Source organism: Deinococcus sedimenti (assembly GCF_014648135.1).
GTDB classification, from domain to species: Bacteria; Deinococcota; Deinococci; order Deinococcales; family Deinococcaceae; genus Deinococcus; species Deinococcus sedimenti.
This window is the reverse complement of record NZ_BMQN01000001.1, coordinates 438,370-460,651: the sequence shown is the minus strand read 5'-3', so window position 1 is coordinate 460,651 and position 22,282 is coordinate 438,370. Positions and strand designations below refer to the sequence as shown.

The following is a 22,282-nucleotide window of genomic DNA, read 5'->3' as shown; positions in this document are numbered from 1 at the left end:
GTGGTCAGTGGCAGTCGCGTCCGGTCAGGCCGCACTCGGGGCGCGGCGTGAAGGGCGCGGCGAGGACCTCCTGCCCGATCTTCCAGGCGCTGTCGGCGGCGTCCTGCACGAGGGCGGGGTCCAGGGTGGTGTCCTGGGGTGTGTGGTAGTGCCCGTCCAGCCCGCGGTGCAGGAACGCGGCGGGAATGCGGACTGCCTTGAACGCGGCGTGGTCGCTCAGGCCGGTGGTGGCGGGGCTGCGGCCGAAGGTTTCCCGGGTGGACTGCGCCGCGTCGTCGAATTCGCGCAGGCCGGGGCGGGCGGCGCGGATCAGGGGCAGCAGGTCCTCGGTGGCGGCCACGCCCAGCGGCTCGGCGTTCACGCCGACCATGTCGAGGTTGATCATGGCGCGGGTCTGTTCCATGGGGTACGCGTACGTGCGGACGAACTGCCGGCTGCCGATCAGGCCGAGTTCCTCCGCGTCGAACAGCGCGAACCACGCCCGCTCGGCCTCCGGGGTGCCCGCCGCGCGCCGCGCGAGGTCCAGCACGGCTAGGACGCCGCTGGCGTTGTCGTTCGCGCCGCTGGCGCCGGGGACGCTGTCCAGGTGCGCGCCGTAGATGACCTGCGCCTGCCCGTTGGCGCGCCGGGCGACGAGGTTCGCGGCCTGCACGGTCTGCTGCCCAGTGCGGGTGGTGAACGTGACGGTCTGCCCCAGGCGCTCCTCCAGCGCAGCCCCGGCCTCCCGGTCCAGCACGAGCATCGGCAGGGGCGTGGCGGGCGCGCGGGACAGCGCGGGCGTGACCGGGCAGTCGTCGATGATCGCCACGCCGAACGCACCCTGGTCGATCAGGGCCGTGGCGAACTGCCCCCAGGGCCGCGCGGGGCAATGGGCGACCGCCAGGTTCATCTGGAGGTTCATCGCCTCCAGTTGCTCGTCGCTGGCGTTTCCGGGCACCGGCACCAGCGTTCCCTGCTGGTCGAAGCCCTGCGAGCCGTACAGGGCGCGGCCCGTGACGTTCAGTCCGCCGGGTCCGGTGACGGTCGCGCCGCCGTCCGTCCAGACGTCGACCGGGAAAGCGTCGCGGGTCACGTGGTACCCGAGGGCGCTGAGCTGCGCCTGCGCCCAGTCCAGCGTGCGGTCGTGTCCGGGCGTGCCGGGCGTGCGCGGCCCGAACGTCTTCAGGGTCGCCCAGTCGCCCGCGACGCTGCCCTGGCGCGCGGCGGGGTCCAGCGGTGGGTTCACGGGCCGCGTGACCCAGCTGTACCCCCACCAGCCGAGCGCGGCGGCGCCGAGGACCGGCAGGAGGATCTTCCAGGCGGGAACGGCGGGCCGGGTGGGCAGGGCGCGGATGCGGGGAAACATACTGATCCCTTGATACGCCGCCCGGGCGGGCCGGGTTGCCGCATGTGCCCGGGTGGGGGCGCGGGTCACGGCATGGTTACCATGCGCCGCGCTAGACTGCTCTGTGTGAACGTCAGGAACTTCTCGATCATCGCCCATGTGGACCACGGGAAATCCACCCTCGCGGACCGCATTCTGGAGCGGCTGGGCGCCATGTCCGAACGGGACAAGCGCGACCAGACGCTCGACACGCTGGAACTCGAACGCGAACGCGGCATCACCATCAAGTCCACCCCGGTGCGCCTCACCTACACGCGTGAGAACGGGGAGGAGTACACCTTCAACCTGATCGACACGCCTGGCCACGTGGACTTCAACTACGAGGTCTCGCGGTCCCTGGCGGCGTGCGAGGGCGTGCTGCTGCTCGTGGACGCCTCGCAGGGCGTCGAGGCGCAGACCATCGTGAACGCATACCTCGCGATCGACAGCAACCTCGAGATCGTGCCGGTCATCAACAAGATCGACCTCCCGGCCGCCGACCCGGAGGGCGCCGCGCAGGAACTCGAGGAAGTCATCGGGATTCCCGCGTCGGACGCCGTGTTCGCGTCCGGCAAGGCCGGGATCGGCATTCCCGAGATCCTGGAAGCCATCGTGGAGCGCATCCCCGCGCCCAGCGGCGACCCCGAGGCGCCCCTGAAGGCGCTGATCTTCGACTCGTTCTTCGACGCGTACCAGGGCGTGATCCTGTTCGTGCGGGTGCTGGAAGGCACCCTGAACCCGAAAGATCAGATCCGCCTGATGAACGCCGGGAAGAACTTCGAGGTGGATAAGGTCGGCACGTTCAGCCCCGGGCTGGTCGTGGGGCAGTCCCTCCCGGCGGGCGCGGTCGGCTGGGTCGCGGCGGGGATCAAGGACATCCAGGACGCGCAGGTGGGCGACACCCTGACCGGGCGCGAGCGGCAGACGACCGAGCCGTTCCCCGGCTTCAAGCCCGCGCAGCCCGTGGTGTTCTCCGGTCTCTACCCCACCGACACCGAGGATTACCGCAAGCTGCGTGACGCGCTGGAGAAGCTGAAGCTGAACGACGCGGCGTTCTCCTTCGAGCCGGAAACCAGTGAAGCGCTGGGCTTCGGGTTCCGCTGCGGCTTCCTGGGCCTGCTGCACGCCGAGATCATCCAGGAGCGCCTGGAACGCGAGTACGACCTAGACCTGATCGCCACGGCGCCCGCCGTGGTGTACCGCGTGACCCTCACGAACGGCGAGGTGTTCGAGACGCAGAACCCGGCCGAGTTCCCCACCCGGGACCGCATCACGACCGTGGAGGAACCGTACATCAAGCTGAGCATCATGCTCCCCGAGGACTACGTGGGGCCGGTCATGCAGCTGCTGCAGGAGCGGCGCGGCTCGATGATCACCATGAACTACGTCGGGAAGCGCGTGGAGCTGCTGTACGAGGTGCCGTTCGCGGAGATCCTGTACGACTTCCACGACCGCCTCAAGAGCATCAGCCGCGGCTACGCCAGCATGGACTACGAGCAGCTCGGGTACCGCGACGGCGACCTGCGCAAGGTCGACATCATGGTGAACAACGAGATCATCGACGCGCTCGCCGTGATCGTGCACGAGACCAAGACCTACGGGCTGGGCCGCAAGATCGTGGACAAGATGGCCGACGTGATCCCCCGGCAGATGTTCCCCGTACCGGTGCAGGCCGTGATCGGCGGGAAGATCATCGCGCGCGCCACCGTGAAGGCCTTCCGCAAGGACGTGCTCGCCAAGTGCTACGGCGGCGACATCTCCCGTAAGAAGAAGCTGCTGGAGAAGCAGAAGAAGGGCCGCGCCCGCATGAAGCAGTTCGGGACGGTCGAGGTGCCGCAGGAGGCGTTCCTGGCGGTGCTCAGCACCGACGAGTAAGGCAGAAGCACCCGACAGGCCCGGCTGAACCCGCCGGGCCTGTGCTCATGGAGCCCGGCACCCGGCATCCCACCCCGCACCTGGCGCTGTCCGTGAGCTGCAGGCCCCACCCGGGGGGGACACCCGTTCCCCCATGCAATGGGGGTGGGGGGATTGACAGGTACGTGAGGGTTCTGTCAGAGCAGCCCCCGTACGCTGAGTTCCATGAGCACAGGGTCACATCCCGCGGTCGCCCGCCCCAGCGGGGGGCTCCGGGTCCGCACGACCCTGCGCGCCCAGTTCACCCTGGTGATCTTCCTGCTGGCGTTCCTGCCGAACGTCGTCATGACCCTCATGGCCCAGCCGGAACTGCCCAGTGGCGCGATCCTCGCGTGGATGGTGCTGGTCGGGGCGACCTGCGCCCTGGTGGGGTTCATCCTGAGCGGCGCGCTGCTCACCTCCGTCAGTCGGCTGCGCACCGAGATCCGGACCGGTCACCTGCAGGCGCCTCATCCGGACGACCCGAGTGAGATCCTGTCGCTGCGCTCGGCGTTCACGGACCTGCTGGGCCGCCTGAGTACCGAGCAGGCGCGCCGCAACGCGTTCATGGCGACCCTGGTGCACGACCTGAAAACCCCGCTGATCGCCACCGGTCACCTCACGAAGATCATCACGACCATGCCGGTTCCGGACGCCGAGCGCCGCATGATGGGCGAGCAGATCCAGGCGGAGACGGCGCGGCTGCTGGCCCTGGTGCAGCAGATGGCCGACGCGCACCGCTTCGAGCAGGAGCACGTGCAGGTCCGCCTGGCGCCCGCCGATCTGCGCACGCTGCTGGACGAGGTCGCGGCGCGCGTGGCCACCCAGGTGCAGGAACGGGGCCTTCAGCTGAGCGTGGAGGGTCACGGTGTGGCGGCGGTTGACGCGGGCGTGCTGGACCGCGCGGTCACCAACCTGACCGTGAACGCCCTGCGGTATGCCCGCACCCGCGTCACGCTGGCGGTCTCCCCGGCGGGCCTGACCGTCACCGACGACGGCCCGGGCCTGCCCGCCCCGCTGGATGAGCTGGCCCAGCCGTTCAACGCCCAGCCCACCACCATTGCCGGTCAGCAGTACACGTCCGGCACGGCGGGCCTGGGGCTGTTCATCGTGCGGCGCATCGCGCAGGCGCACGGTGGGGAACTGCACTACGACCGCGTTCATCCTCAGCCGCCCGAACCTCCTCCTGAACCTGACCGTCCTGCCGATTCCGCCGTGCCCACCCTGACCCGCTTCACCCTGTCCCTCCCGGAGGTTCACCCATGAGATTAGTCATCGCCGACGACCACCCCCTCTTCCGCATGGGCCTGAAGTACGCCCTGATTCACCAGGGGTTCGACGTGGTCGCCGAGGCCAGCGACGGTCTGGCCGCGCTGGAGGCCTGCCGGACCCTGCAACCCGACGCGGCGCTGCTGGACGTGAAGATGCCCGGCATGACCGGCATCGAGGTGTGCGAGCGCCTGCGGCAGAGCAACCCCCGCGTGGTGAGCGTCCTGATCACCACCTTCGCGGAGCCGGCGATCGTGCAGGCGGCCCGGGCGGCCGGGGCGCGCGGGTACGTGAGCAAGGAAACCGACCCGGAGAGCCTCGCGCGGCAGCTGCGGGACATCGTCGCGAACCCCGAGATTGACCGCCTGCCGCACGTGGACGTGCCGCGCCTGACGCCCCGCGAGTCCGAGGTGCTGCCCCTGCTGGCGCAGGGGTACAGCAACAAGGAGATCGCGAAGAACCTGGGGGTCAGCCCGGACACCGTCAAGGATCACCTCGCGCGGCTGTACGCGAAGCTGGACGCCGGGGACCGCACCGAGGCCGTCAGCCGCGCCCGCAGCATCGGCCTGCTGCACTGACAGCGGAGTTCAGAGGTCTTGAAGGGGTTTCTCAAATCTCTCTGAACCGAGCGGACTCGAAGAGCTGCGCCGCAGAGCGAGCACCGGAGAAGGACAGCGGTTGGAGGTGCAGCCCTGGGGCGTGGTGTTGGCCCCTCAACGGAACTGGAAACCGCTGTGAGCGCCTGACGTGCGCCGCCTCTCCCCCGCCGGGGGCACGGGGCGGCGCGCGTCAGGTGAGGCACCGGGCGCGGCGCGTCGTGTCTACACTCGCGGGGTGAAACGCTTGACCCTGATCTTCGCCGGGCTGCTCCTGGCCGGTTCCGCCGCTGCCCAGTCCGACACCCCGACCCCTTCCGGTGGCGTGCAGGTGTGGGGTGGGGTGGGCACGGAGGTGTACCTCCTGCCGACCCTGAGCCTCGGCCTGAGTGCGGACGTGGCGCAGCTGCCGTCCGGCACGCTCTCCGTGCGGGGAACCGCCAGTGCGACCCTGATTCCGCTGCCGGACGTGACCGGCCCGATCCCGGTGGTGGGCGCCGACCTGCTGTTCCGGGGCAACCGCGCAGGCCTGAACGTGTACGGCGGCCCGAGCGTGGGGACCATCCTGGGCGCGGCGTGGCTGCTGGGCGGCGTGGTGGGCGTGCAGGGGCCGCTGGGACAGGGCAACTGGGGCTACTTCGGGGAGGTCAAGGCACGGTACCTGGTGGTGCCCGGGCAGGGCGTGTTCGCACCCGGCGTGAATCTGGGCGTGACGTACCGCTTCTAAACCTCTCGCCCCGCGCCATTCGGGCCGCCTGTACCCTGCGGGGCATGAGCGGCCCTTTTCTGCTGTCCGAGCGTGCCCTGAGCCTGAAGCCTTCCGCGACGGTCGCGGTGACGAGCCGCGCGCTGGAGTTGCGGCGGCAGGGCGTGGACGTGATCAGCATGAGTGTCGGCGAGCCGGATTTCGACACGCCGGATCACGTGAAGGCAGCGGCCATCGCCGCGATCGAGAGCGGCAAGACGAAGTACACGGCCGTGAACGGCATTCCGGAGTTGAGGGAGGCGATCAGCGCGAAGTTCGCCCGCGAGAACGGCCTGGAGTACGCGCCGGACGCGGTGACGGTCACGAGTGGCGGGAAGCAGGCGCTGTTCAACGCGTTCTTCGCACTGCTGAACCCGGGCGACGAGGTGCTGATCCCCGCGCCGTACTGGGTGAGTTACCCGGAGATGGTGGCCCTGACGGGCGCGGTGCCGGTGGCGGTGCCGACCACCCCGGAGTCGGGGTTCCTGCTCGATCCCGACGAGCTGGAGGCGCGCGTGACGCCCAGGACGCGGATGATCGTGCTGAACAGCCCCGGCAACCCGACGGGCGCGGTGTTCCCGCCGGAGGTGCTGCGCGCGGTGGCGGCGTTGGCACAGAAGCATAACCTCGTGATCGTGACGGACGAGATGTACGAGCATCTAGTGTACGACGCCGAGCAGGTCAGTATTGGCCTGTACGCGCCCGAGCACACGCTGACGATCAACGGGGCCAGCAAGGCGTACGCGATGACCGGGTGGCGCATCGGGTACGCGGGCGGCCCGAAGGGCGTGATCGCCGCGATGAACGCGCTGCAGTCGCAGAGCACGAGCAACGCGAGCAGCGTGTCGCAGTACGCAACCCTTTCGGCCCTGTCGGATCAGGCGCACACGGCGGCGTTCGTGGACATGGCCCGCGCGGCGTACCGCGAGCGGCGCGACCGGATCGTCTCGGGCCTGAACGCGCTGGGCCTGCGCACGCCCACGCCGCAGGGCGCGTTCTACGTGATGGCCGACACGACGCCCATCCACCCCGACGAGCTGGAGGCCGCGCGGCGCATCCTGGACGACGCGCGGGTGGCGGTCGTGCCGGGCACGGATTTCGCCGCGCCGGGGCAGGTGCGCCTGAGTTACGCGACGAGCATGGCGAACATCGAGGAGGTGCTGCGCCGCATCGGCGGGCTGCTGAGCTGACCGACTGAACACAGTCTCGAACGGCCCCCTGCGTGAAGCTTCCATGAAGCTCTGTCGTGGGGGGTTTTCACATGTTGCTCAGAGACGCTGGAGATCAAGGAGGCACACCCATGACCGACCGGGCTTTCATCGAGGTGCGCGGCGCGCGCGAACACAACCTGAAGAACGTCTCGCTGGACATTCCCAAGCAGAAACTGACGGTCTTCACCGGCGTGTCGGGCTCCGGCAAGTCGTCGCTGGTGTTCGACACGCTGGCCGCCGAGGCGCAGCGGCAGCTGAACGAGACCTTCACCGCGTTCGTGCAGGGCTTCCTGCCGCACTACGGGCAGCCGGACGTGGACGGCGTGGCGAACCTGAACGCCCCGGTCGTCATCAACCAGAAACGGGTGGGGGGCGGGGCGCGCTCCACGGTCGGTACGTACACGGACATCGCCGCGCCGCTGCGGCTGCTGTTCTCCCGCGCGGGGCAGCCGTCGGCGGGCCCGGCGTTCGCGTACTCGTTCAACACGCCGCAGGGCATGTGCCCGGACTGCGAGGGCATCGGCCGCACCACCCAGCTCGACCTGGACCGCCTCCTGGACCGCACCCTCTCCCTGAACGAGGGCGCCATCCAGCACCCGGATTTCAGACCCGGCAAGTGGCTGTGGAAGACATACGCGCTGAGTGGCCTGTTCGACCTGGACCGCCCGGTGCAGGAGTACTCCGAGCACGACCTGCACCTGCTGCTGCACGGGCGGGACCTGAAGGTGTCGCTGGGCGAGATCAACATGACGTACGAGGGGCTGGTGGAGCGCTTCGAGCGGATGTACCTGAAAAAGGACGCGGCGGCCATGTCCGACCGCAGCCGCGCGGTGTTCGAGCAGTTCGTGACCGGCGGCACCTGCCCGGCGTGCAGCGGCGCGCGCCTGAACGCGGCGGCCCTGGCGTCGCGGATCGAGGGGCGGAACATCGCGGACCTGTCGGATCTGGAGGCGACCGAGCTGCTGGCGTTCCTGCGGGGCCTGAGCGACCCGGCGGCGGCGCGCGTGGCAGGGCACCTCGCGCAGCGCCTGTCGCACCTCGTGGAGATCGGGCTGGGGTACCTGAGCCTGAGCCGCGAGACGGCCACGCTGTCGGGCGGTGAGGGCCAGCGGCTGAAGCTGGTGCGCCACCTGGGCAACAGCCTGACCGACATGCTGTACGTCCTCGACGAGCCCAGCGTGGGCCTGCACGCGCGCGACGTGTCGCGCCTGACCGGGCTGCTGGGCGCGCTGCGCGACAAGGGCAACACCGTGCTGGTCGTCGAGCACGACCCGGACGTGATTCTCGCGGCGGATCACGTGGTGGACATCGGCCCCGGGCCGGGCACGCGGGGGGGCGAGGTGGTGTTCCAGGGGCCGGTCGCGGCCCTGCTGGAGGCGGGCACCCTGACCGGGCGGCACCTCGGTCGCCCCCTGCCGCTGAAGGAGCAGTTGCGCGCCCCGGTCGGCTGGCTGCACGTGGAGGGCGCGCGCCTGCACAACCTCAGGAACGTGACCGTGGACATCCCCACGGGCGTCCTGACGGTCGTGACGGGTGTGGCCGGGTCGGGCAAGAGCACCCTGATTCACGACGTGTTCCTGCCGCTGCACCCGGACGCCGTGGTCGTGGATCAGTCGCGGGTGACCACGAACAGCCGCTCGGCGCCCGCCACGTACACCGGGATCATGGACCCGATCCGCAAGGCGTTCGCGAAGGCCAGCGGTCAGAGCCCCGCGCTGTTCAGCTTCAACTCCGAGGGCAGCTGCCCGAACTGCGCCGGGCTGGGCGTCGTGTACACGGACCTGGCGTTCATGGAGGGCCTCTCGACCACATGCGAGGTCTGCGAGGGCCAGCGCTTCCGCCCGGACGTGCTGCGCTGGCAGTTGCGGGGGCAGTCGATCAGCGACGTGCTGAACATGACCGCCGAGGCGGCGCTGGCGTTCTTCACCGAGAAACCCGTCCGCGCGGTGCTGCAGGCCATGAACGACGTGGGCCTGGGGTACCTGACGCTGGGGCAGCCGCTGAGCACCGTGTCGGGCGGCGAGGCGCAGCGACTGAAGCTCGCCACCGAACTGCACAAGAAGGGCAGCGTGTACGTCATGGACGAACCCACCACGGGCCTGCACCTGAGCGACATCGGGCTGCTGCTGGGCATCATCGACCGGCTGGTGGACGGCGGGAACACCGTCATCCTGATCGAGCATCAGCTGGACGTGATCCGGCAGGCGGACTGGCTGATCGACCTGGGCCCCGAGGGCGGACGAGCGGGCGGCGAGGTGCTGTACAGCGGCCCCCCCGCCGGACTGCGTGGCGTGGAGCGGTCGGTCACGGCGCGCTACCTCTGATCCGGGTGCCTCCGGGAACCCGGGCGCGTGGGCCGTCGTACTGTGGTGTCATGACGAACATGCATCCCGGCAGTGACGGCACGTACAGCCTCCGTGACTTCATCGCGCAGACCGCCGAGCGGGACAACCCCGGCGAGGTGTTCGAGCTGGAAAGCAGCAAGATGCTGGAGGTCAAGGTCAACGGCCGCATCTGGAGCAAGCTGGGCGCCATGGTCGCCTACAAGGGCAACCTCTCGTTCACGCGTGAAGGCATGCTCGAAGGCGGCCTGATGAAGGCCCTGAAGCGCGCCGTGTCGCAGGAGATGAGCCCCCTGGCGAAGATCGAGGGGCGCGGCGTGGCGTACCTCGCCGATCAGGGCAAGGAGGTGCAGATCCTGCGCCTGCAGGGCGACGCGCTGAACGTGAACGGCAACGACCTGCTGGCCTTCGAGGACACCGTGCAGTACGACATCACCATGCAGCGCCGCATCGCGGGCATGGCGGCCGGCGGGCTGTTCAGCGTGCGCGTGCACGGGCACGGCATGGTCGCGATCCTCAGCCACGGCAAGCCGCTGACGCTGCGCGTGACGCATAACGAGCCGATCTTCACCGATCCGAACGCCACGATCGCCTGGAGCGGGAACCTGCAGCCGCAGCTGCGGATGGATCCCAGCCTGCGCAGCATGTTCGGCCGCGGCGGCGGCGAGACGTACCAGATGGTCTTCCAGGGCGACGGCTTCGTGGTCGTGCAGCCGTACGAGGAGTTCGACGCCGGGATGGTCGGCGGCGACAGCCACAGCAGCGGCGGCGTGGGCCGCGCGCTGGGTGACCTGTTCGACTGAGCTTGGGGCAGTAGGGAGTGGGCAGTGGGGAGTGGGTCGGCTGGATGACCCGCCCCGTGTCCTGGGGGGAGGCGACGCGGTGTGGTCGTCTCCCCTTCCTGTCGTTGCCCCATGACCGCTCCCGACTGAGCGGCTCGGGTTCCACTGCCCACTCACCACTCACCACTTCCCACTGCCTACAACCCACACCCCTGACGGGCTAGACTCGCCCGCGATGAGTCTGGTTGTGATGGCGACGGGGGGCACGGGGGGGCACATCTATCCGGCGGTGGCGACGGCGCGGGAGCTGTCGCGCCGAGGGCATAAGGTGCTGCTGCTGGGGCAGCGTGGGGGCATGGAGGAGCGCGTGGCGCGCGAGCAGGGCCTGCCGTTCGAGGGCGTGGACGCCGGGAAACTGGCGCGCAGCGGGCAGGGCCGCCCGGACCCGCGGGAGCTGCTGCGGGCCGGTCAGGGCGTGCTGCAGGCCCGCTCGCTGCTGGGGCGCCTGAAGCCGGGCGTGGTGGTGGGGTACGGCGGCTTCGCGAGCCTGCCGGGGGTGCTGGCCGCACAGAGTCTGGGTGTGCCGACGGTGCTGCACGAGCAGAATGCCCGGCTGGGCCTGACGCAGCGGCTGGCGGTCCGCAAGGCGCGGGCGGTGGGCACGGCGTACGAGCGCGTGATCGGCCTGGACCCGGCGCTGGCGACGATGGTGGGCATGCCGGTGCGTGAGGAGCGCCTGCCGCGCGCGGAGGCGCTGGCGCGCCTGGGCTTGCAGGAGGGGCCGCTGACGATCTTCGTGATGGGCGGGTCGCAGGGGTCGCTGTTCCTGAACCAGACGGTGCCGGACGTACTGCGGCACGTGTTCGGCCCGGAGGGGCTGCTGCCGCCGGGGAGCGCGCCGTCGCGCGGGCTGGTGGATCTGGACTTCACGGGTGCGGGGGGCGCGGGGGGTGGGGTGCAGGTGCTGCACTCGACCGGGCCGCGCTGGCTCTCGGAGGTCGCGCCGGGCGTGCAGGACCTGGAGTGGTACGAGGCGGCGGGCTTCGTGGACGCCGTAGCAGCGTGGTCCGTGGCGGACCTCGCGGTCACGCGCGCGGGCACGAGCACGCTGGCGGAGGCGGCGTATCACGGGGTGCCGCTGATCATGGTGCCGCTGCCGGAGTCGGCGGAGAACCATCAGTTCCATAACGCGCAGGCGGTGCAGTCGGCGGGGGCGGGGCTCGTGGTGGAGCAGAAGAACGCCTCGGAAGCGCTGGGGCGGGCGGTGTTAGAGTGTGCGGCAGCGGGGACGCGCGCCTCGATGGCAGAGGCGGCGCTCGGGCGGGCCCAGACGGGTGCGGCGGGGCGTTTTGCGGACCTGATCGAACGGCACCTGCGTTAATGGGCCCCCACCCGATCATGACTGACCTTCCTGAAGCTGTTTTCCCGCCCGGCGTGGCCGCGGCGTCCTCAATCGATTCTTCCCGTCCCGAGGCCCTGCACTATCACCTGATGGGGGCGGGCGGCATTGGCATGAGTGCCTTCGCGCGGCTGCTGTCGGCGCAGGGGCACCGTGTGAGCGGCTGTGACGAGCACGTCACGGACCTCACGGCGCGCCTGTCGCAGGAGGGCATTCCGGTCGCGCCGGAGCACTCGGCGGCGCACGTGACCGACGAGCCCTTCGGCCGTATCGACGTGCTGGTCGCGTCGGAAGCGGTTCCGAAGGACCATCCGGAGCTGGTGGCGGCGCGCGCGGCGGGCGTGGAGATCCGGCCGCGCATGGCCCTGCTGGACGCGCTGCTGCGGGCCGGGACGAGCATCGGCGTGATCGGCACGCACGGCAAGACGACCACGACCAGCATGATCGCCGTGGCGCTGGCCGGGGCGGACCTGGACCCGTCGGCGTTCGTGGGCGGGATCGTGCCGGAGTTCGGCAGCAACGCCCGCACCGGCAGCGGTCCCTTCGTGGCCGAGGTGGACGAGTCGGACAGGGGCTTCGCGGCGCTGGCGGCGGGCACGGCGGTGTTCACGAACGCCGAGGACGACCATGTGGGCGGCAACCAGGCCACCTACTGGGAGACGGTGGAGGAGCAGCACGCGGCGTTCGCGCGTTTCGTGGCGCAGTCGGGCCGGGTGCTGCTGTGCGCCGACTGGCCCGGCCTGGATGAACTGTGCGGGGGCGCCCGTGAGCGCCTGACGTACGGGCAGGCCGAGGGGGCGGACTACCGCGCGGTGAACCTGCGCCCGGACGCGGACGGCACGACGTTCACGGTGCTGCGCCGGGGTGAGCCGCTGGCAGAGGCGCGCGTGGCGCTGCCTGGCCTGCATAACGTCCTGAACGCGCTGGCGGCGCTGGCGGTCGTGGACCTGCACGGCGGGAATGTGGCGCAGGCGGCGGCGGCGCTGGCGGAGTTCCGAGGTCCGGGGCGGCGCTGGCAGCGCATCGGGGAACTGAACGGTGCGCTGGTGATCGACGATTACGCGCACAACGCCACGAAGGTCGCGGCGGCGGTGCAGGCGGCCCGGCAGACGGGGCGGCGCGTGCGGGTGGTGTTCCAGCCTCACCGGTACCTGCGCACGCAGCAGTCCTGGCCGCGCCTGGCGGACGCGCTGATGGACGCGGACGAGGTGCTGCTGCTGGACATCGCGGCGGCCAGCGAGACGCCCATTCCCGGCATTCACGCCACGCTGATCAGTGACCGCATGATCGCCGGGGGTCACGCGGGCGTGCGCTACCTGCCCGACCGCGCCGAGGTGCTGCGCGTGCTGCGCGAGACTGCCGGGCCCGGCGACCTGATCGTCACGATGGGCGCGGGCGACGTGTGGAAACTGTCGCGTGAACTGGTGGGGACGCTGTGACCGGCACGCTCAGCCGCGCGGGCGCGCGCGTGGAGCGGCTGCCCCTGGCGCGCTTCACGACGCTGGGCGTGGGCGGCGAGGCCGAGGTGTGGTTCGTCGAGACGCACGAGCAGCTGCGCGAGGCCATGGAGCAGCCCTACCGCGTGCTGGGGGGCGGCAGCAACCTCGTGATCGCGGATGAGGGCGTGCCGGAGCGAGTGATCCGTCTGAGCGGCCCGCTGGCCGAGCGTGACCTGACCCCGGACCCGGCCCTGAGTGACGACACCTGGATCGTGACCGGCTGGGTGGGCGGCGGCGTGCCCCTGCCTGGATTGATCCGCCAGCTGCAGAAAATGGGCCTGAGCGGCCTGGAGGGCACCGTCGGCATTCCGGCGCAGGTGGGCGGCGCGGTGTGGATGAACGCCGGGACCCGCTACGGCGAGATGTTCGACGGCCTGCACACCCTGGAGATCGTCACGCCCGAGGGGTTGCGGCAGGTCACGCCGGACGACCTGAACTGGGGGTACCGCAACAGCGGCATCCCGCGCAATCACGTCGTGACCCGCGTGCGCCTGAAACTGCGCCGCGCCGCGCCCGACGAGGTCCTGGCGAAGATGGACTTCGCGGATCAGGCCCGCAAGGGCCAGCCGAAGATGAAGACGCCGGGCTGCGCGTTCAAGAACCCCGGTGGCGTCAGCGCCGGGAAGCTCATCGACGAGGCGGGCCTGAAGGGCACCCGCGTCGGCAACGCGCTGATCGCGCCGGAACACGCGAACTTCATCGTGAACCTGGGCGGCGCGACCGCCGCCGATGTGCACGCCCTGCTGGGCATCATCCGCGAGCGCGTGCCGGTCCCGATGGAACTGGAGTACGAACTGTGGCCGGAGGTGACCCCAGCATGACCGGCCCGGTCCGGGGGGACCGGCCCCGCAACCGGCGCCTGGAATCGTCGGCCGATCCTCTGCCCGCCGAGGCGGGGTCGGTGGTGGACCTGTCCTTTCCCGGCCGTCCGCTTCCCGAACCCGACCCGGATTCGGCGTCAGAGGCGGTTCCGCCGCAGCGGCGTCGCCGGTCACGTCGGCCGCTGTATGGCGCCCTGGCGGCCCTGCTGCTGGTGGGCGCGGGGGTGGGCGCCTGGTTCGCGCTGCCGGTGAGGACCGTCACGGTCGCCGGTCAGTCGCGTCTGAGCGAGGCGCGGGTGCGCGCGCTGGCCGGACTGGACGGCGAGTTCGGCTGGCTGTACTACGGCCGCTGGCGTGCGCGGGGGCTGCTGGACAGTCCGTGGGTGCAGTCGGCGGTGGTCACGCGGACCTTCCCGGACAGGGTGGCGATTCAGGTGACGGAGCGTACCCCCCGCGCCCGGTATCAGCGGCGGGACGGTGTCGTCGTGACCCTGGCCCGGGACGGGACGGTGCTGCCGGGCGCGACGGGCACCGCTCAGCTGCCTCTGATCCGTGGGTGGGGACCGGACCGGGTACCGGAAGTGTTGCACCTCCTGGACACTCTGGCCCGCTACAATGTGCAGTCGGTCATGTATACGCCCTCGGGCGTGACCGTGAAACTCCGCTCCTCATCGGTGTGGAGTGGCGACCTGCGCGCCCTCGTGAAGTATGCTGGGAGTATCAGCATGTATCCAGACAGTGACATTTACATCTACCCCTGGGGGGTGAGCGTCCAGGAATGAAGGAAAACAGCATCATCGTCGGCCTGGACATCGGGACCACGAAAATCACCACCGTGATCGGCGAGGTCGGCCAGAACGGCAACGTCGACATCATCGGCGAAGGAACCGTGCCCAGCGAGGGCATGAAACGCGGCTCGGTCGTGAACCTCGAGCGGGCCACGCACGCCATCCGGCAGTCGGTGCAGAGCGCCGAGCGGGTCAGCGGCGTCAAGGTCGAGTCGGTGTTCGTGACTGTGGCCGGCAATCACGCCAAGGCCATCACCAGCCACGGCCTGGCCGCCATCCGCCGCAATCAGGAGATCGGACAGACCGACGTGGACCGCGCCATCGAGAACGCCCGCGCCGTGCCGCTCGACCCCAACCTGGAGATCATCCACACCCTTCCGCAGGAGTACGTCGTGGACGGCCAGGAGGGCATCAAGAACCCGGTCGGTATGCACGGCGTGCGCCTGGAGGTCGACGTGCACATCGTCGCCGGGACGGCCGGGCCGCTGCTGAACCTGCGCCGCTGCGTGCAGGAGGCGGGCCTGCGGGTCGAGGGCTTCGCGCTGCACGCGCTGGCCAGCGGCCTGGCCACCCTGGAGGCCGGTGAGCAGGCGCAGACGGTCATCGTGGTGGACATGGGCGGCGGGACGACCGACGTGGCCGTGTTCAAGCGCGGGAACCTCGCGCACTCGGCGTGCATTCCGATCGGCGGGGATCACGTCACGGCGGACCTCGCACAGATCCTGAAGATCCCCATGGAGGAGGCCGAGAACGTCAAGCGGCGCTACGGCGCGGCCCTGCCGGAACTGGCCGATCAGGACCTCACGCTGGAGATCACGACCTCGTCGGGCAGCACGCACGCCATCACGGCGTTCGAACTGTCCCGCGTGATCAAGCCGCGTCTGGCGGAGATCTTCGGCATGATCCGCGACGAGATCGACCAGACCCTCGGGCCCGTGGAACTCGTCGCGAACGGCGTGATCCTCACGGGCGGCGCGGCGCTGCTGCGCGGCACGCCGGAACTCGCCCGTGACCGCTTCCGCCTGCCGGTGCGGGTGGGCCGTCCGCGCGGCATCGGTGGACTGACCGACATCGTCAGTGGACCCGGGCACGCGGGCAGCGTCGGCCTGGTGCTGTACGGCATCGGGGAGGACGGCCGCCTGCCGACCATGACCTTCGTGGACAGCGTGGCGCCGGCCGCCCAGCCTCCGGCACCGCCCCCGGTGAACGTGACGGCGCCGCCCGCCGCCACCCCGGACGTGAGCGAGCCGCGCCCGGCCGCCCGGGACAAGGATAAGGACAGTCCGAGTCTGATCGACAAGATGCGCAACTGGTTCAAGGACTGGATGTAACCGTTCCCTGCGGGGAGCAGGTGTGCGGACCGCTCGGTTCAGCCCCTGCTCCCCGCCCGCCACTTGCGGGGGCGCGGCTGCTATCGTGCGCTAAACTGCCAAGCAGTCAACGGGGCCAGCCTGAACTTCAGGCGGCCCGTGGTAAGGAGAGATGATGCAAGCGGCCAGAATTCGCGTGATCGGCTTGGGCGGGGCGGGCAACAATGCCGTCAACCGCATGATTGAATCGGGACTTGAAGGCGTGGAGTTCATCGCCGGGAACACGGACGCGCAGGTGCTCGCCAAGAGTCACGCGGAGATCCGCATTCAGCTCGGCGACCGCCTGACCCGCGGCCTGGGCGCCGGTGCGGACCCCGAAGTGGGCGAGAAGGCCGCCCTGGAAGACCGCGAGCGCATCAAGGAGTACCTCGAGGGGACCGACATGCTGTTCATCACCGCCGGGATGGGCGGCGGGACCGGGACCGGCAGCGCGCCCGTCGTCGCGGAGATCGCCCGTGAGATGGGCATCCTGACGGTCGCGATCGTCACCCGCCCCTTCCGCTTCGAGGGACCCAAGCGCCTGCGCGTGGCGGAAGAAGGCATCAGCAAGCTCGCGGACCGCGTGGACGGCATGATCGTCGTGAACAACGAGAAGCTGCTGACTGCCGTGGACAAGAAGGTCTCGTTCCGCGAGGCGTTCCTGATCGCCGACCGCGTGCTGTACTACGGCGTGAAGGGCATCAGCGACGTGATCAACGTCGAGGGCATGATCAACCTGGACTTCGCGGACGTCCGCAACCTCCTCGCGAACAGCGGCACGGTCCTGATGGGCATCGGCGCCGGGCGCGGCGAGAAGGTCGCCGAGGAAGCCGCCATGAGCGCCATCCACAGCCCGCTGCTCGAACGTGGCATCGAGGGCGCGCGCCGCATTCTGGTGAACGTGACCGGCAGCTACGACCTGAGCATGACGGACGCGAACGAGATCGTCGAGAAGATCCGCGAGGCCACGGGCTTCGAGGAACCCGACATCCTGTTCGGCATCACCCCCGACGAGGACGCTGGGGACGAGGTGCGCGTCACCGTCATCGCCACCGGTTTCAACGATATGCCGGTCACCGTCGCCGGCGGGCCGCGGTCCAGCGTGATCGACACGATCGTCAAACCGGTGCGGGGCGGCAGCAGCTACGACCCGAAGGACTACGACATTCCCGCGTTCCTGCGCAACGTCGACCGCGACTGACCTCGGCGTTCAGCCCCTCCCCCACCCTGGCGGTGGGGGTTTTTGCTGGTGGGGTCCGGCACTCGTCAGCAGGCGTGGCGCACAGCTGTGTAGACACACCGGCCTTCACGCGGGTGCATTTGTCCGGACATCCCTGGGCGAACCCGCCCGGGCCGCCTATCTTGGACCCTCGGCCCGGCAGTGGGCCTGATCCCGCTGCCGCTCCACAATCCTGATCCCTGTCTCGTCAGCCCCCGGGGGCCGGCGGTCCCCGAGGAGTTCCCATGAAGCGCATCCTGACCCTGTCCCTGCTGGCCCTGAGTGCCGGCGCCTCCGCCCAGACCACGACCGTGAAGCTCGCAACGATCAGTCCGCTGTCCGGTTCGATCAGCAACCTGGGCGTGCAGGTCCGCAACGGCGCGCAGCTGGCCGTGAACGAGTACGCGCCCCGCTTCGCGAAGCTGGGCTTCCGCCTGAGCCTCGTGGCTTTCGACGATCAGGCGGACCCCGCGACCGGCACGGCCGCCGCGCGCAAGATCGCCGCCGACCGTCAGGTGCTCGCGGTGGTGGGCGCGCTGAACAGCGGCGTGACCATCCCCGCGACCGCCGCGCTGAGTGCCAGCCGCGTGGCGGTCGTGAACTCGGGCAGCACCGCGAATCAGGTGACGGACCGCGGCCTGAAGAACGTGAGTCGGATCGTCCCACGTGACGACGCGCAGGGTCCGGCCGGAGCGGCGTTCCTGGCCGGAACGCTGAAGGCGAAGCGGGTGTACGTCCTGAACGACAAGACCGCGTACGGCGAGGGGCTGGCCGCCGAGGTCGAGAAGACCCTCAGGGCGCGCGGCGTGAAGGTCCTGGCGAACGAGGGCACCGAGGAGAAGAGCGACTTCAGCGGCGTGATCGCCAAGATCCGCCTGCAGAAGCCGGACGCGATCTACTTCGGCGGTGTGTACAACCAGGTGGGCGTGTTCTTGGCGCAGCTACGCGGCGCGGGCGTCACGGCGCCCGTGGTGGGCGGCGACGGCCTGGACAGCCCGGACCTGGCGCGCGTGGCCGGGGTGGGCGGCACGAACGTGTACTACACGACCGTGTCCGCGCCGCTGAGTGCCCTGCCGGCCGCGAAGACGTTCGCTGGGTCGTACCGCAAGGCGTTCGGGACCGACCCGCAGGGCTTCGCGGCGTTCGCGTACGACGCGGCCCGCGTGGCGCTGCAGGGCATCCTGAACGCCGCCAAGACGAACGGCGGGAAGGTGCCCAGCCGCGCGCAGGTGGAATCGGCGGTGCGCGCCGGAACGTACGCCGGCCTGCTGTCTGGCAGCGTGACGTTCGATGCGCGCGGGGACCGGCAGAGCGCGAAGCTGTACGTGATGAAGCTCACGGGTGGGAAGGTCAGCCTGAGCACCAGCGTGAACGTGACGCCCCGCCGCTGACTTCAGAGAGACATGTGGCGGGCGGCCCCTCTGATCCGGGGCCGCCCGCCGCCTCGTGCCGTCAGGGTCAGCCGGCCAGGGTCAGGACGCTCTGGTTGCCGCGCAGGACGTACACCAGGATGCCGGATTCGGCCAGCACAGCGGCGCGGCGTTCCAGATCCCGTACGGCGTCCGGCAGGCCCGCCCACTGCCGCCGGGGCTGCTCGCCGGGTTCCAGGTAGAAGCCCTCGGGAATGGCGACGATGCTGACGCGGCTGGCGGTCGCGCGGGCGTGCAGCGCCTGGGTGGTCAGGTCGGCGCTGGGGCGGGCGGTGAGGATGATCAGGTTCCCCCCGGCGCGCGTGGCGGGCAGGCGGGGCTGGTCAGGGTCCGGTTGCACGCAGGCGAGCAGGTGCAGCGCGGCGTGCAGGGCGTCGGTGCCGCGCCCGGCGGGCGTGACCTCTCCCCCGGCGGCAGCGGCGACCGGGAGGCCCAGGGTCTGGCCCTCGCGCAGGAGGCTGGCGGCGAGTCGGGCGGCGCTGTCCACGAAGGTGCTGCCCCCGGCGCTGGCGTCCACGAAGACGGTCAGGCTGCTGGCGGCGGTGCGTTCGGGTTCCCGGACGACTAGTTCGCCCCGGCGGGCGCTGAGGCGCCAGTGGATGCGGCCCGGCGCGTCCCCGGTGACGTACTCGCGGGCGCTGCGCAGGCTGAGGGGGTCGTCCAGGCCCAGCTGGCGCGACAGGGTCCCCTCGGAGAGGAGGGGGCGCAGCAGGTCCGGCAGGAGCAGGCCGTGCGTGCCGGGGTACACGGTGACGGCGGTCGTGGCGGGCAGGGTGGTCTGCCGCCAGAACAGCCCCAGCGGGTCTGCCCAGGCGAGGTCCAGGCCCGGCCACTCGAAATGGCCACGGCGGTTCAGGCGCAGCGTGGTCGTGAAGGTGTGCGTGGTCTGCCCGACGTGCAGCGCGGCGGCGGTCAGTTCATGGCCGGGCACCACGCCGCGCGGGGTGGGGTCGCTGAGCGTCACGCGCAGGGGTCGGCGCGACTGCACGGTGACGGTGACGGTCAGGGGCAGCTGGCCGCCCTCGAAGCCGCTGCCCGGGACGTCACGCGTGACGGTCACGCGGGGCGGGCGGCGGGCCAGCCCCCACAGGCCGCCCGTCACCGCGAGGATCAGGGCCAGCCACAGCAGCGCGGCGGTCATGCGTGCGCGGCGTCCTCGACCGGGACCGGCTGGGCGCGCAGGACCTCCGCGACGATGCCTTCGGCACTCTGCCCCTGGAGGCGCGCCTCGATGCGCAGGCTCAGGCGGTGCGCGAGGACGCCGGTCGCGGCGCGCTGCACGTCGTCCGGCGTGACGAACGTCCGCCCCGCGAGCCACGCGAGCGCCTGCGCCGTGCCCTGCAATCCCAGGCTGGCGCGCGGCCCGCCGCCCAGCGTGACCAGGGGGTGCGCCCGCGTGGCGGCGCTCAGGCCCGCGACGTACGCCCGCACGGGTTCCGACACGAACACGCGCCGCACGGCCTCCTGCGCGTCCAGCAGCGCCGCCGGGGTCGTCACCGCCCGCAGCGCGCCGATGGGATGCTCGCCCTGCAGGCGGCCCAGCATCCGCACCTCTTCTTCCGGCGTGGGGTACCCGACCGAGAGTTTCAGCAGGAAGCGGTCCAGCTGCGCCTCGGGCAGGCGGTAGGTGCCCTCGTGCTCGACGGGGTTCTGCGTGGCGATCACCACGAACGGCGCGGGCAGTGGGTGGGTCACGCCGGACTCCGTGACCTGCCCCTCGGCCATGGCCTCCAGCAGCGCGGACTGCGTCTTGGGCGTGGCGCGGTTGATCTCGTCCGCGAGCAGCACCCCGGTGAAGATCGGGCCCGGCACGAAGCGGAACTCGTGGGTGTCCGGGCGGTACACGCTCACGCCGGTCACGTCGCCGGGCAGCAGGTCCGGCGTGAACTGCACGCGCCGGAAGTCCAGCCCCAGGCTGACGGCCAGCGCGCGCGCCAGCATGGTCTTGCCGGTCCCCGGGGCGTCCTCCAGCAGGACGTGCCCCCCGGCCAGGACGCCCGCCAGCGCGAGGCGCGTGACGTCCTCCTTGCCGACCAGGACCTGGGCGACGTTGTCGAGAATCGAGCGGGCGAAGGCGGGCGTGGGTGCAGTGTGGGTCATGACAGGTCCTTATGATCGGCGGAGTCTTCGGGTGGGAGGGTCGGAATAATCTGGAGGACAGCGCGGGCGGCCTGCTCGGCCTGTCCGGCCTGCTCGTCAGTCAGCTGCCCGCCGTAGCGGACAGGTTCGTACAGGGCGGTCAGCGTGCCCAGCGGGTCCGCCAGGTCCGGATGCCGGGCACCGAGCCGCGCGGCGTACCCGCTGGGCGTCTCGTGCGCGGCGCGGCCCAGACCAGCGTCGGACAACGCAGCCAGCGCCTCGCGGTACGCGACGCGGACCCGGTGCAGCGGGGCAGGCGGGGCGGAGGCAGTGGGGAGGTCGTCATGCTCCGGGGTGCCCGTCACGGGCGCAGCGGTGCGGCGCCGGTTGGCCAGCAGCACGGCTCCAACGATCAGCAGCCCTGCCAGCGCCAGCAGCTGAGCCAGCGGGGCGAGCCAGCTCACGCTGATGACCTGCGCCGCCGGTTCCGTGGCGGCCTCGGCCATACGGGCCGCCTCATCCGGGGGCGGCGCCGCGCCCGAATCGGCCGAACCGGGGGCGCTCCCCCCCAGGTTCAGCAGGACGGCGGAGGCGAACCACAGCAGGCCCGTGAGGATCAACCCGGCCGCCATCAGCACCTCGGAGGGATGAGGCGGGCGGCCCGCGCGGCGGCGCAGCTGGGGCACGCCTGCCGCCGCCAGCAGGCACAGCAGGCCCACGCCCAGCGCCAGCTCCGGCGGAAGCAGCGGCACGCCCACATCGAGCTGCACGCCGAGCCAGCTGGTCTCGGTACCGGGACGGGAGGGTGCCGTGGGGACCGCTGGCGCTGGCGGGGCCGCCTGGGCATCGCGGGTGGCCTGGGCAGACGGCGTGGTGGTCGGCAGGAAGGCCCCCGCGATGTCCGGGCGTGGCATGGGCAGCAGGGTGCCGAGCAGCGCGGCGGCCAGGGCGGCGCCCGCCACCCAGGTCCACCAGCCGGGCGCCGCCTGAGGCGCGTGGCGGGCGTCCCGCGCGGGCCGCGCCAGGGCGCCCCCGGCCAGCGCCACGATCAGCCCCGGCTGCGGCGCGAGCAGGCCCGGCAGCAGGGCCAGAAGGCCCCGGCGGCGGCCGTCCTCCAGTGCGTGCGCTCCGGCACTCAGGGCGAACCCGGACATGCTCAGTAGCAGGTACGTCCCGGCCAGAGCCAGCAGTTGCCGTGGCTGCCCGAGCGCGGCGGGGGCCTGCGCGGCGACGCTCAGCCCGACGATCAGCTGCGTGCCGAGCAGCCGCGCCTGCGCCCACACGGGGAAGCGGACGCCCAGGGCGAACAGGCCGCAGAGGAGCGCCGCACCCCACAGGGGCAGCAGGCCCGCGAGCCCCAGTGGCAGCAGCGCCAGGCCGTACGCGGTCAGGGGTGGGCCGGTGCGGGGCGCGGCGAGGTCGTCCGGCACCGGAGAGGTCAGTTCGGTCATGTCTGGCAGAGAATACGCGTGGACCTTTGTGGAAGTTGCCGCACAT

At 71.1% G+C, this 22,282-nt stretch carries 18 protein-coding genes; 14 read left to right on the top strand and 4 right to left on the bottom strand.

The genetic code is table 11. The features are described from left to right. Positions 1 to 4: 4 nt before the first annotated feature. The gene (locus tag IEY69_RS02280) at positions 5 to 1,345 is read right to left on the bottom strand and encodes a M28 family peptidase (RefSeq protein WP_189071525.1); all 1,341 of its coding nucleotides are present in this window, start codon (positions 1,343 to 1,345) and stop codon (positions 5 to 7) included. Between the two features lie 72 nt (positions 1,346 to 1,417). Between IEY69_RS02280 and lepA the strand changes: the two genes are divergently transcribed. The 14 genes from lepA (at position 1,418) to IEY69_RS02210 (ending at position 18,667) form a co-directional block, all read left to right on the top strand. Next, entirely contained in the window at positions 1,418 to 3,238 is a 1,821-nt protein-coding gene (lepA, locus tag IEY69_RS02275) for a translation elongation factor 4 (protein ID WP_308425427.1), read from the top strand. 204 nt (positions 3,239 to 3,442) lie between these two features. Next, positions 3,443 to 4,522 (top strand): sensor histidine kinase, encoded by a 1,080-nt coding sequence (locus tag IEY69_RS02270; RefSeq protein WP_189071523.1) that lies wholly within the window; start codon positions 3,443 to 3,445, stop codon positions 4,520 to 4,522. Continuing rightward, the gene (locus tag IEY69_RS02265) at positions 4,519 to 5,103 is read left to right on the top strand and encodes a response regulator transcription factor (RefSeq protein WP_189071522.1); all 585 of its coding nucleotides are present in this window, start codon (positions 4,519 to 4,521) and stop codon (positions 5,101 to 5,103) included. Before IEY69_RS02270 ends, IEY69_RS02265 begins: the two co-directional genes overlap by 4 nt. 256 nt (positions 5,104 to 5,359) lie before the next feature. Beyond that, positions 5,360 to 5,848 carry a hypothetical protein gene (locus tag IEY69_RS02260; RefSeq protein ID WP_189071521.1) on the top strand — a complete coding sequence of 163 codons (489 nt, stop codon included), beginning with the start codon at positions 5,360 to 5,362 and terminating at the stop codon, positions 5,846 to 5,848. Positions 5,849 to 5,892: 44 nt separating this feature from the next. Then, a complete protein-coding gene (locus IEY69_RS02255) occupies positions 5,893 to 7,056 on the top strand; it encodes a pyridoxal phosphate-dependent aminotransferase (protein ID WP_189071520.1) in 1,164 nt (387 codons plus the stop codon). Positions 7,057 to 7,166: 110 nt separating this feature from the next. Beyond that, the gene (locus IEY69_RS02250) at positions 7,167 to 9,401 is read left to right on the top strand and encodes an ATP-binding cassette domain-containing protein (RefSeq protein WP_189071519.1); all 2,235 of its coding nucleotides are present in this window, start codon (positions 7,167 to 7,169) and stop codon (positions 9,399 to 9,401) included. Positions 9,402 to 9,451: 50 nt separating this feature from the next. Then, positions 9,452 to 10,222 carry an AIM24 family protein gene (locus IEY69_RS02245; RefSeq protein WP_189071518.1) on the top strand — a complete coding sequence of 257 codons (771 nt, stop codon included), beginning with the start codon at positions 9,452 to 9,454 and terminating at the stop codon, positions 10,220 to 10,222. A 214-nt stretch (positions 10,223 to 10,436) separates the two neighbouring features. Then, positions 10,437 to 11,582: an undecaprenyldiphospho-muramoylpentapeptide beta-N-acetylglucosaminyltransferase gene (gene murG / locus IEY69_RS02240; protein WP_189071517.1), complete on the top strand. Its 1,146-nt coding sequence runs from the start codon at positions 10,437 to 10,439 to the stop codon at positions 11,580 to 11,582. A gap of 17 nt (positions 11,583 to 11,599) precedes the next feature. Then, a complete protein-coding gene (gene murC / locus IEY69_RS02235; RefSeq protein ID WP_373290968.1) occupies positions 11,600 to 13,039 on the top strand; it encodes a UDP-N-acetylmuramate--L-alanine ligase in 1,440 nt (479 codons plus the stop codon). Then, a complete protein-coding gene (locus IEY69_RS02230) occupies positions 13,036 to 13,920 on the top strand; it encodes a UDP-N-acetylmuramate dehydrogenase (RefSeq protein ID WP_189071516.1) in 885 nt (294 codons plus the stop codon). The genes murC and IEY69_RS02230 overlap by 4 nt, the downstream gene beginning before the upstream one ends. After that, the gene (locus IEY69_RS02225) at positions 13,917 to 14,702 is read left to right on the top strand and encodes a cell division protein FtsQ/DivIB (protein WP_189071515.1); all 786 of its coding nucleotides are present in this window, start codon (positions 13,917 to 13,919) and stop codon (positions 14,700 to 14,702) included. The genes IEY69_RS02230 and IEY69_RS02225 overlap by 4 nt, the downstream gene beginning before the upstream one ends. Next, positions 14,699 to 16,039, top strand: coding sequence for a cell division protein FtsA (gene ftsA, locus IEY69_RS02220; protein ID WP_189071514.1), 1,341 nt, complete (start codon positions 14,699 to 14,701; stop codon positions 16,037 to 16,039). Before IEY69_RS02225 ends, ftsA begins: the two co-directional genes overlap by 4 nt. Before the next feature lie 154 nt (positions 16,040 to 16,193). Continuing rightward, entirely contained in the window at positions 16,194 to 17,258 is a 1,065-nt protein-coding gene (gene ftsZ / locus IEY69_RS02215; protein WP_189072320.1) for a cell division protein FtsZ, read from the top strand. A gap of 263 nt (positions 17,259 to 17,521) precedes the next feature. Next, complete coding sequence (locus IEY69_RS02210) at positions 17,522 to 18,667, top strand: branched-chain amino acid ABC transporter substrate-binding protein (RefSeq protein ID WP_189071513.1); 1,146 nt, start codon at positions 17,522 to 17,524, stop codon at positions 18,665 to 18,667. Between the two features lie 67 nt (positions 18,668 to 18,734). Here the strand turns inward: IEY69_RS02210 and IEY69_RS02205 are convergent, their stop codons facing one another. From IEY69_RS02205 to IEY69_RS02195, 3 genes are read right to left on the bottom strand one after another with little or no spacing between them, the layout of a single operon-like run. Further along, positions 18,735 to 19,847 (bottom strand): DUF58 domain-containing protein, encoded by a 1,113-nt coding sequence (locus IEY69_RS02205; RefSeq protein WP_189071512.1) that lies wholly within the window; start codon positions 19,845 to 19,847, stop codon positions 18,735 to 18,737. Further along, positions 19,844 to 20,806 (bottom strand): AAA family ATPase, encoded by a 963-nt coding sequence (locus IEY69_RS02200; RefSeq protein WP_189071511.1) that lies wholly within the window; start codon positions 20,804 to 20,806, stop codon positions 19,844 to 19,846. The genes IEY69_RS02205 and IEY69_RS02200 overlap by 4 nt, the downstream gene beginning before the upstream one ends. Beyond that, positions 20,803 to 22,236, bottom strand: coding sequence for a DUF4129 domain-containing protein (locus IEY69_RS02195; protein ID WP_189071510.1), 1,434 nt, complete (start codon positions 22,234 to 22,236; stop codon positions 20,803 to 20,805). Before IEY69_RS02195 ends, IEY69_RS02200 begins: the two co-directional genes overlap by 4 nt. Between the last annotated feature and the right edge of the window lie 46 nt (positions 22,237 to 22,282).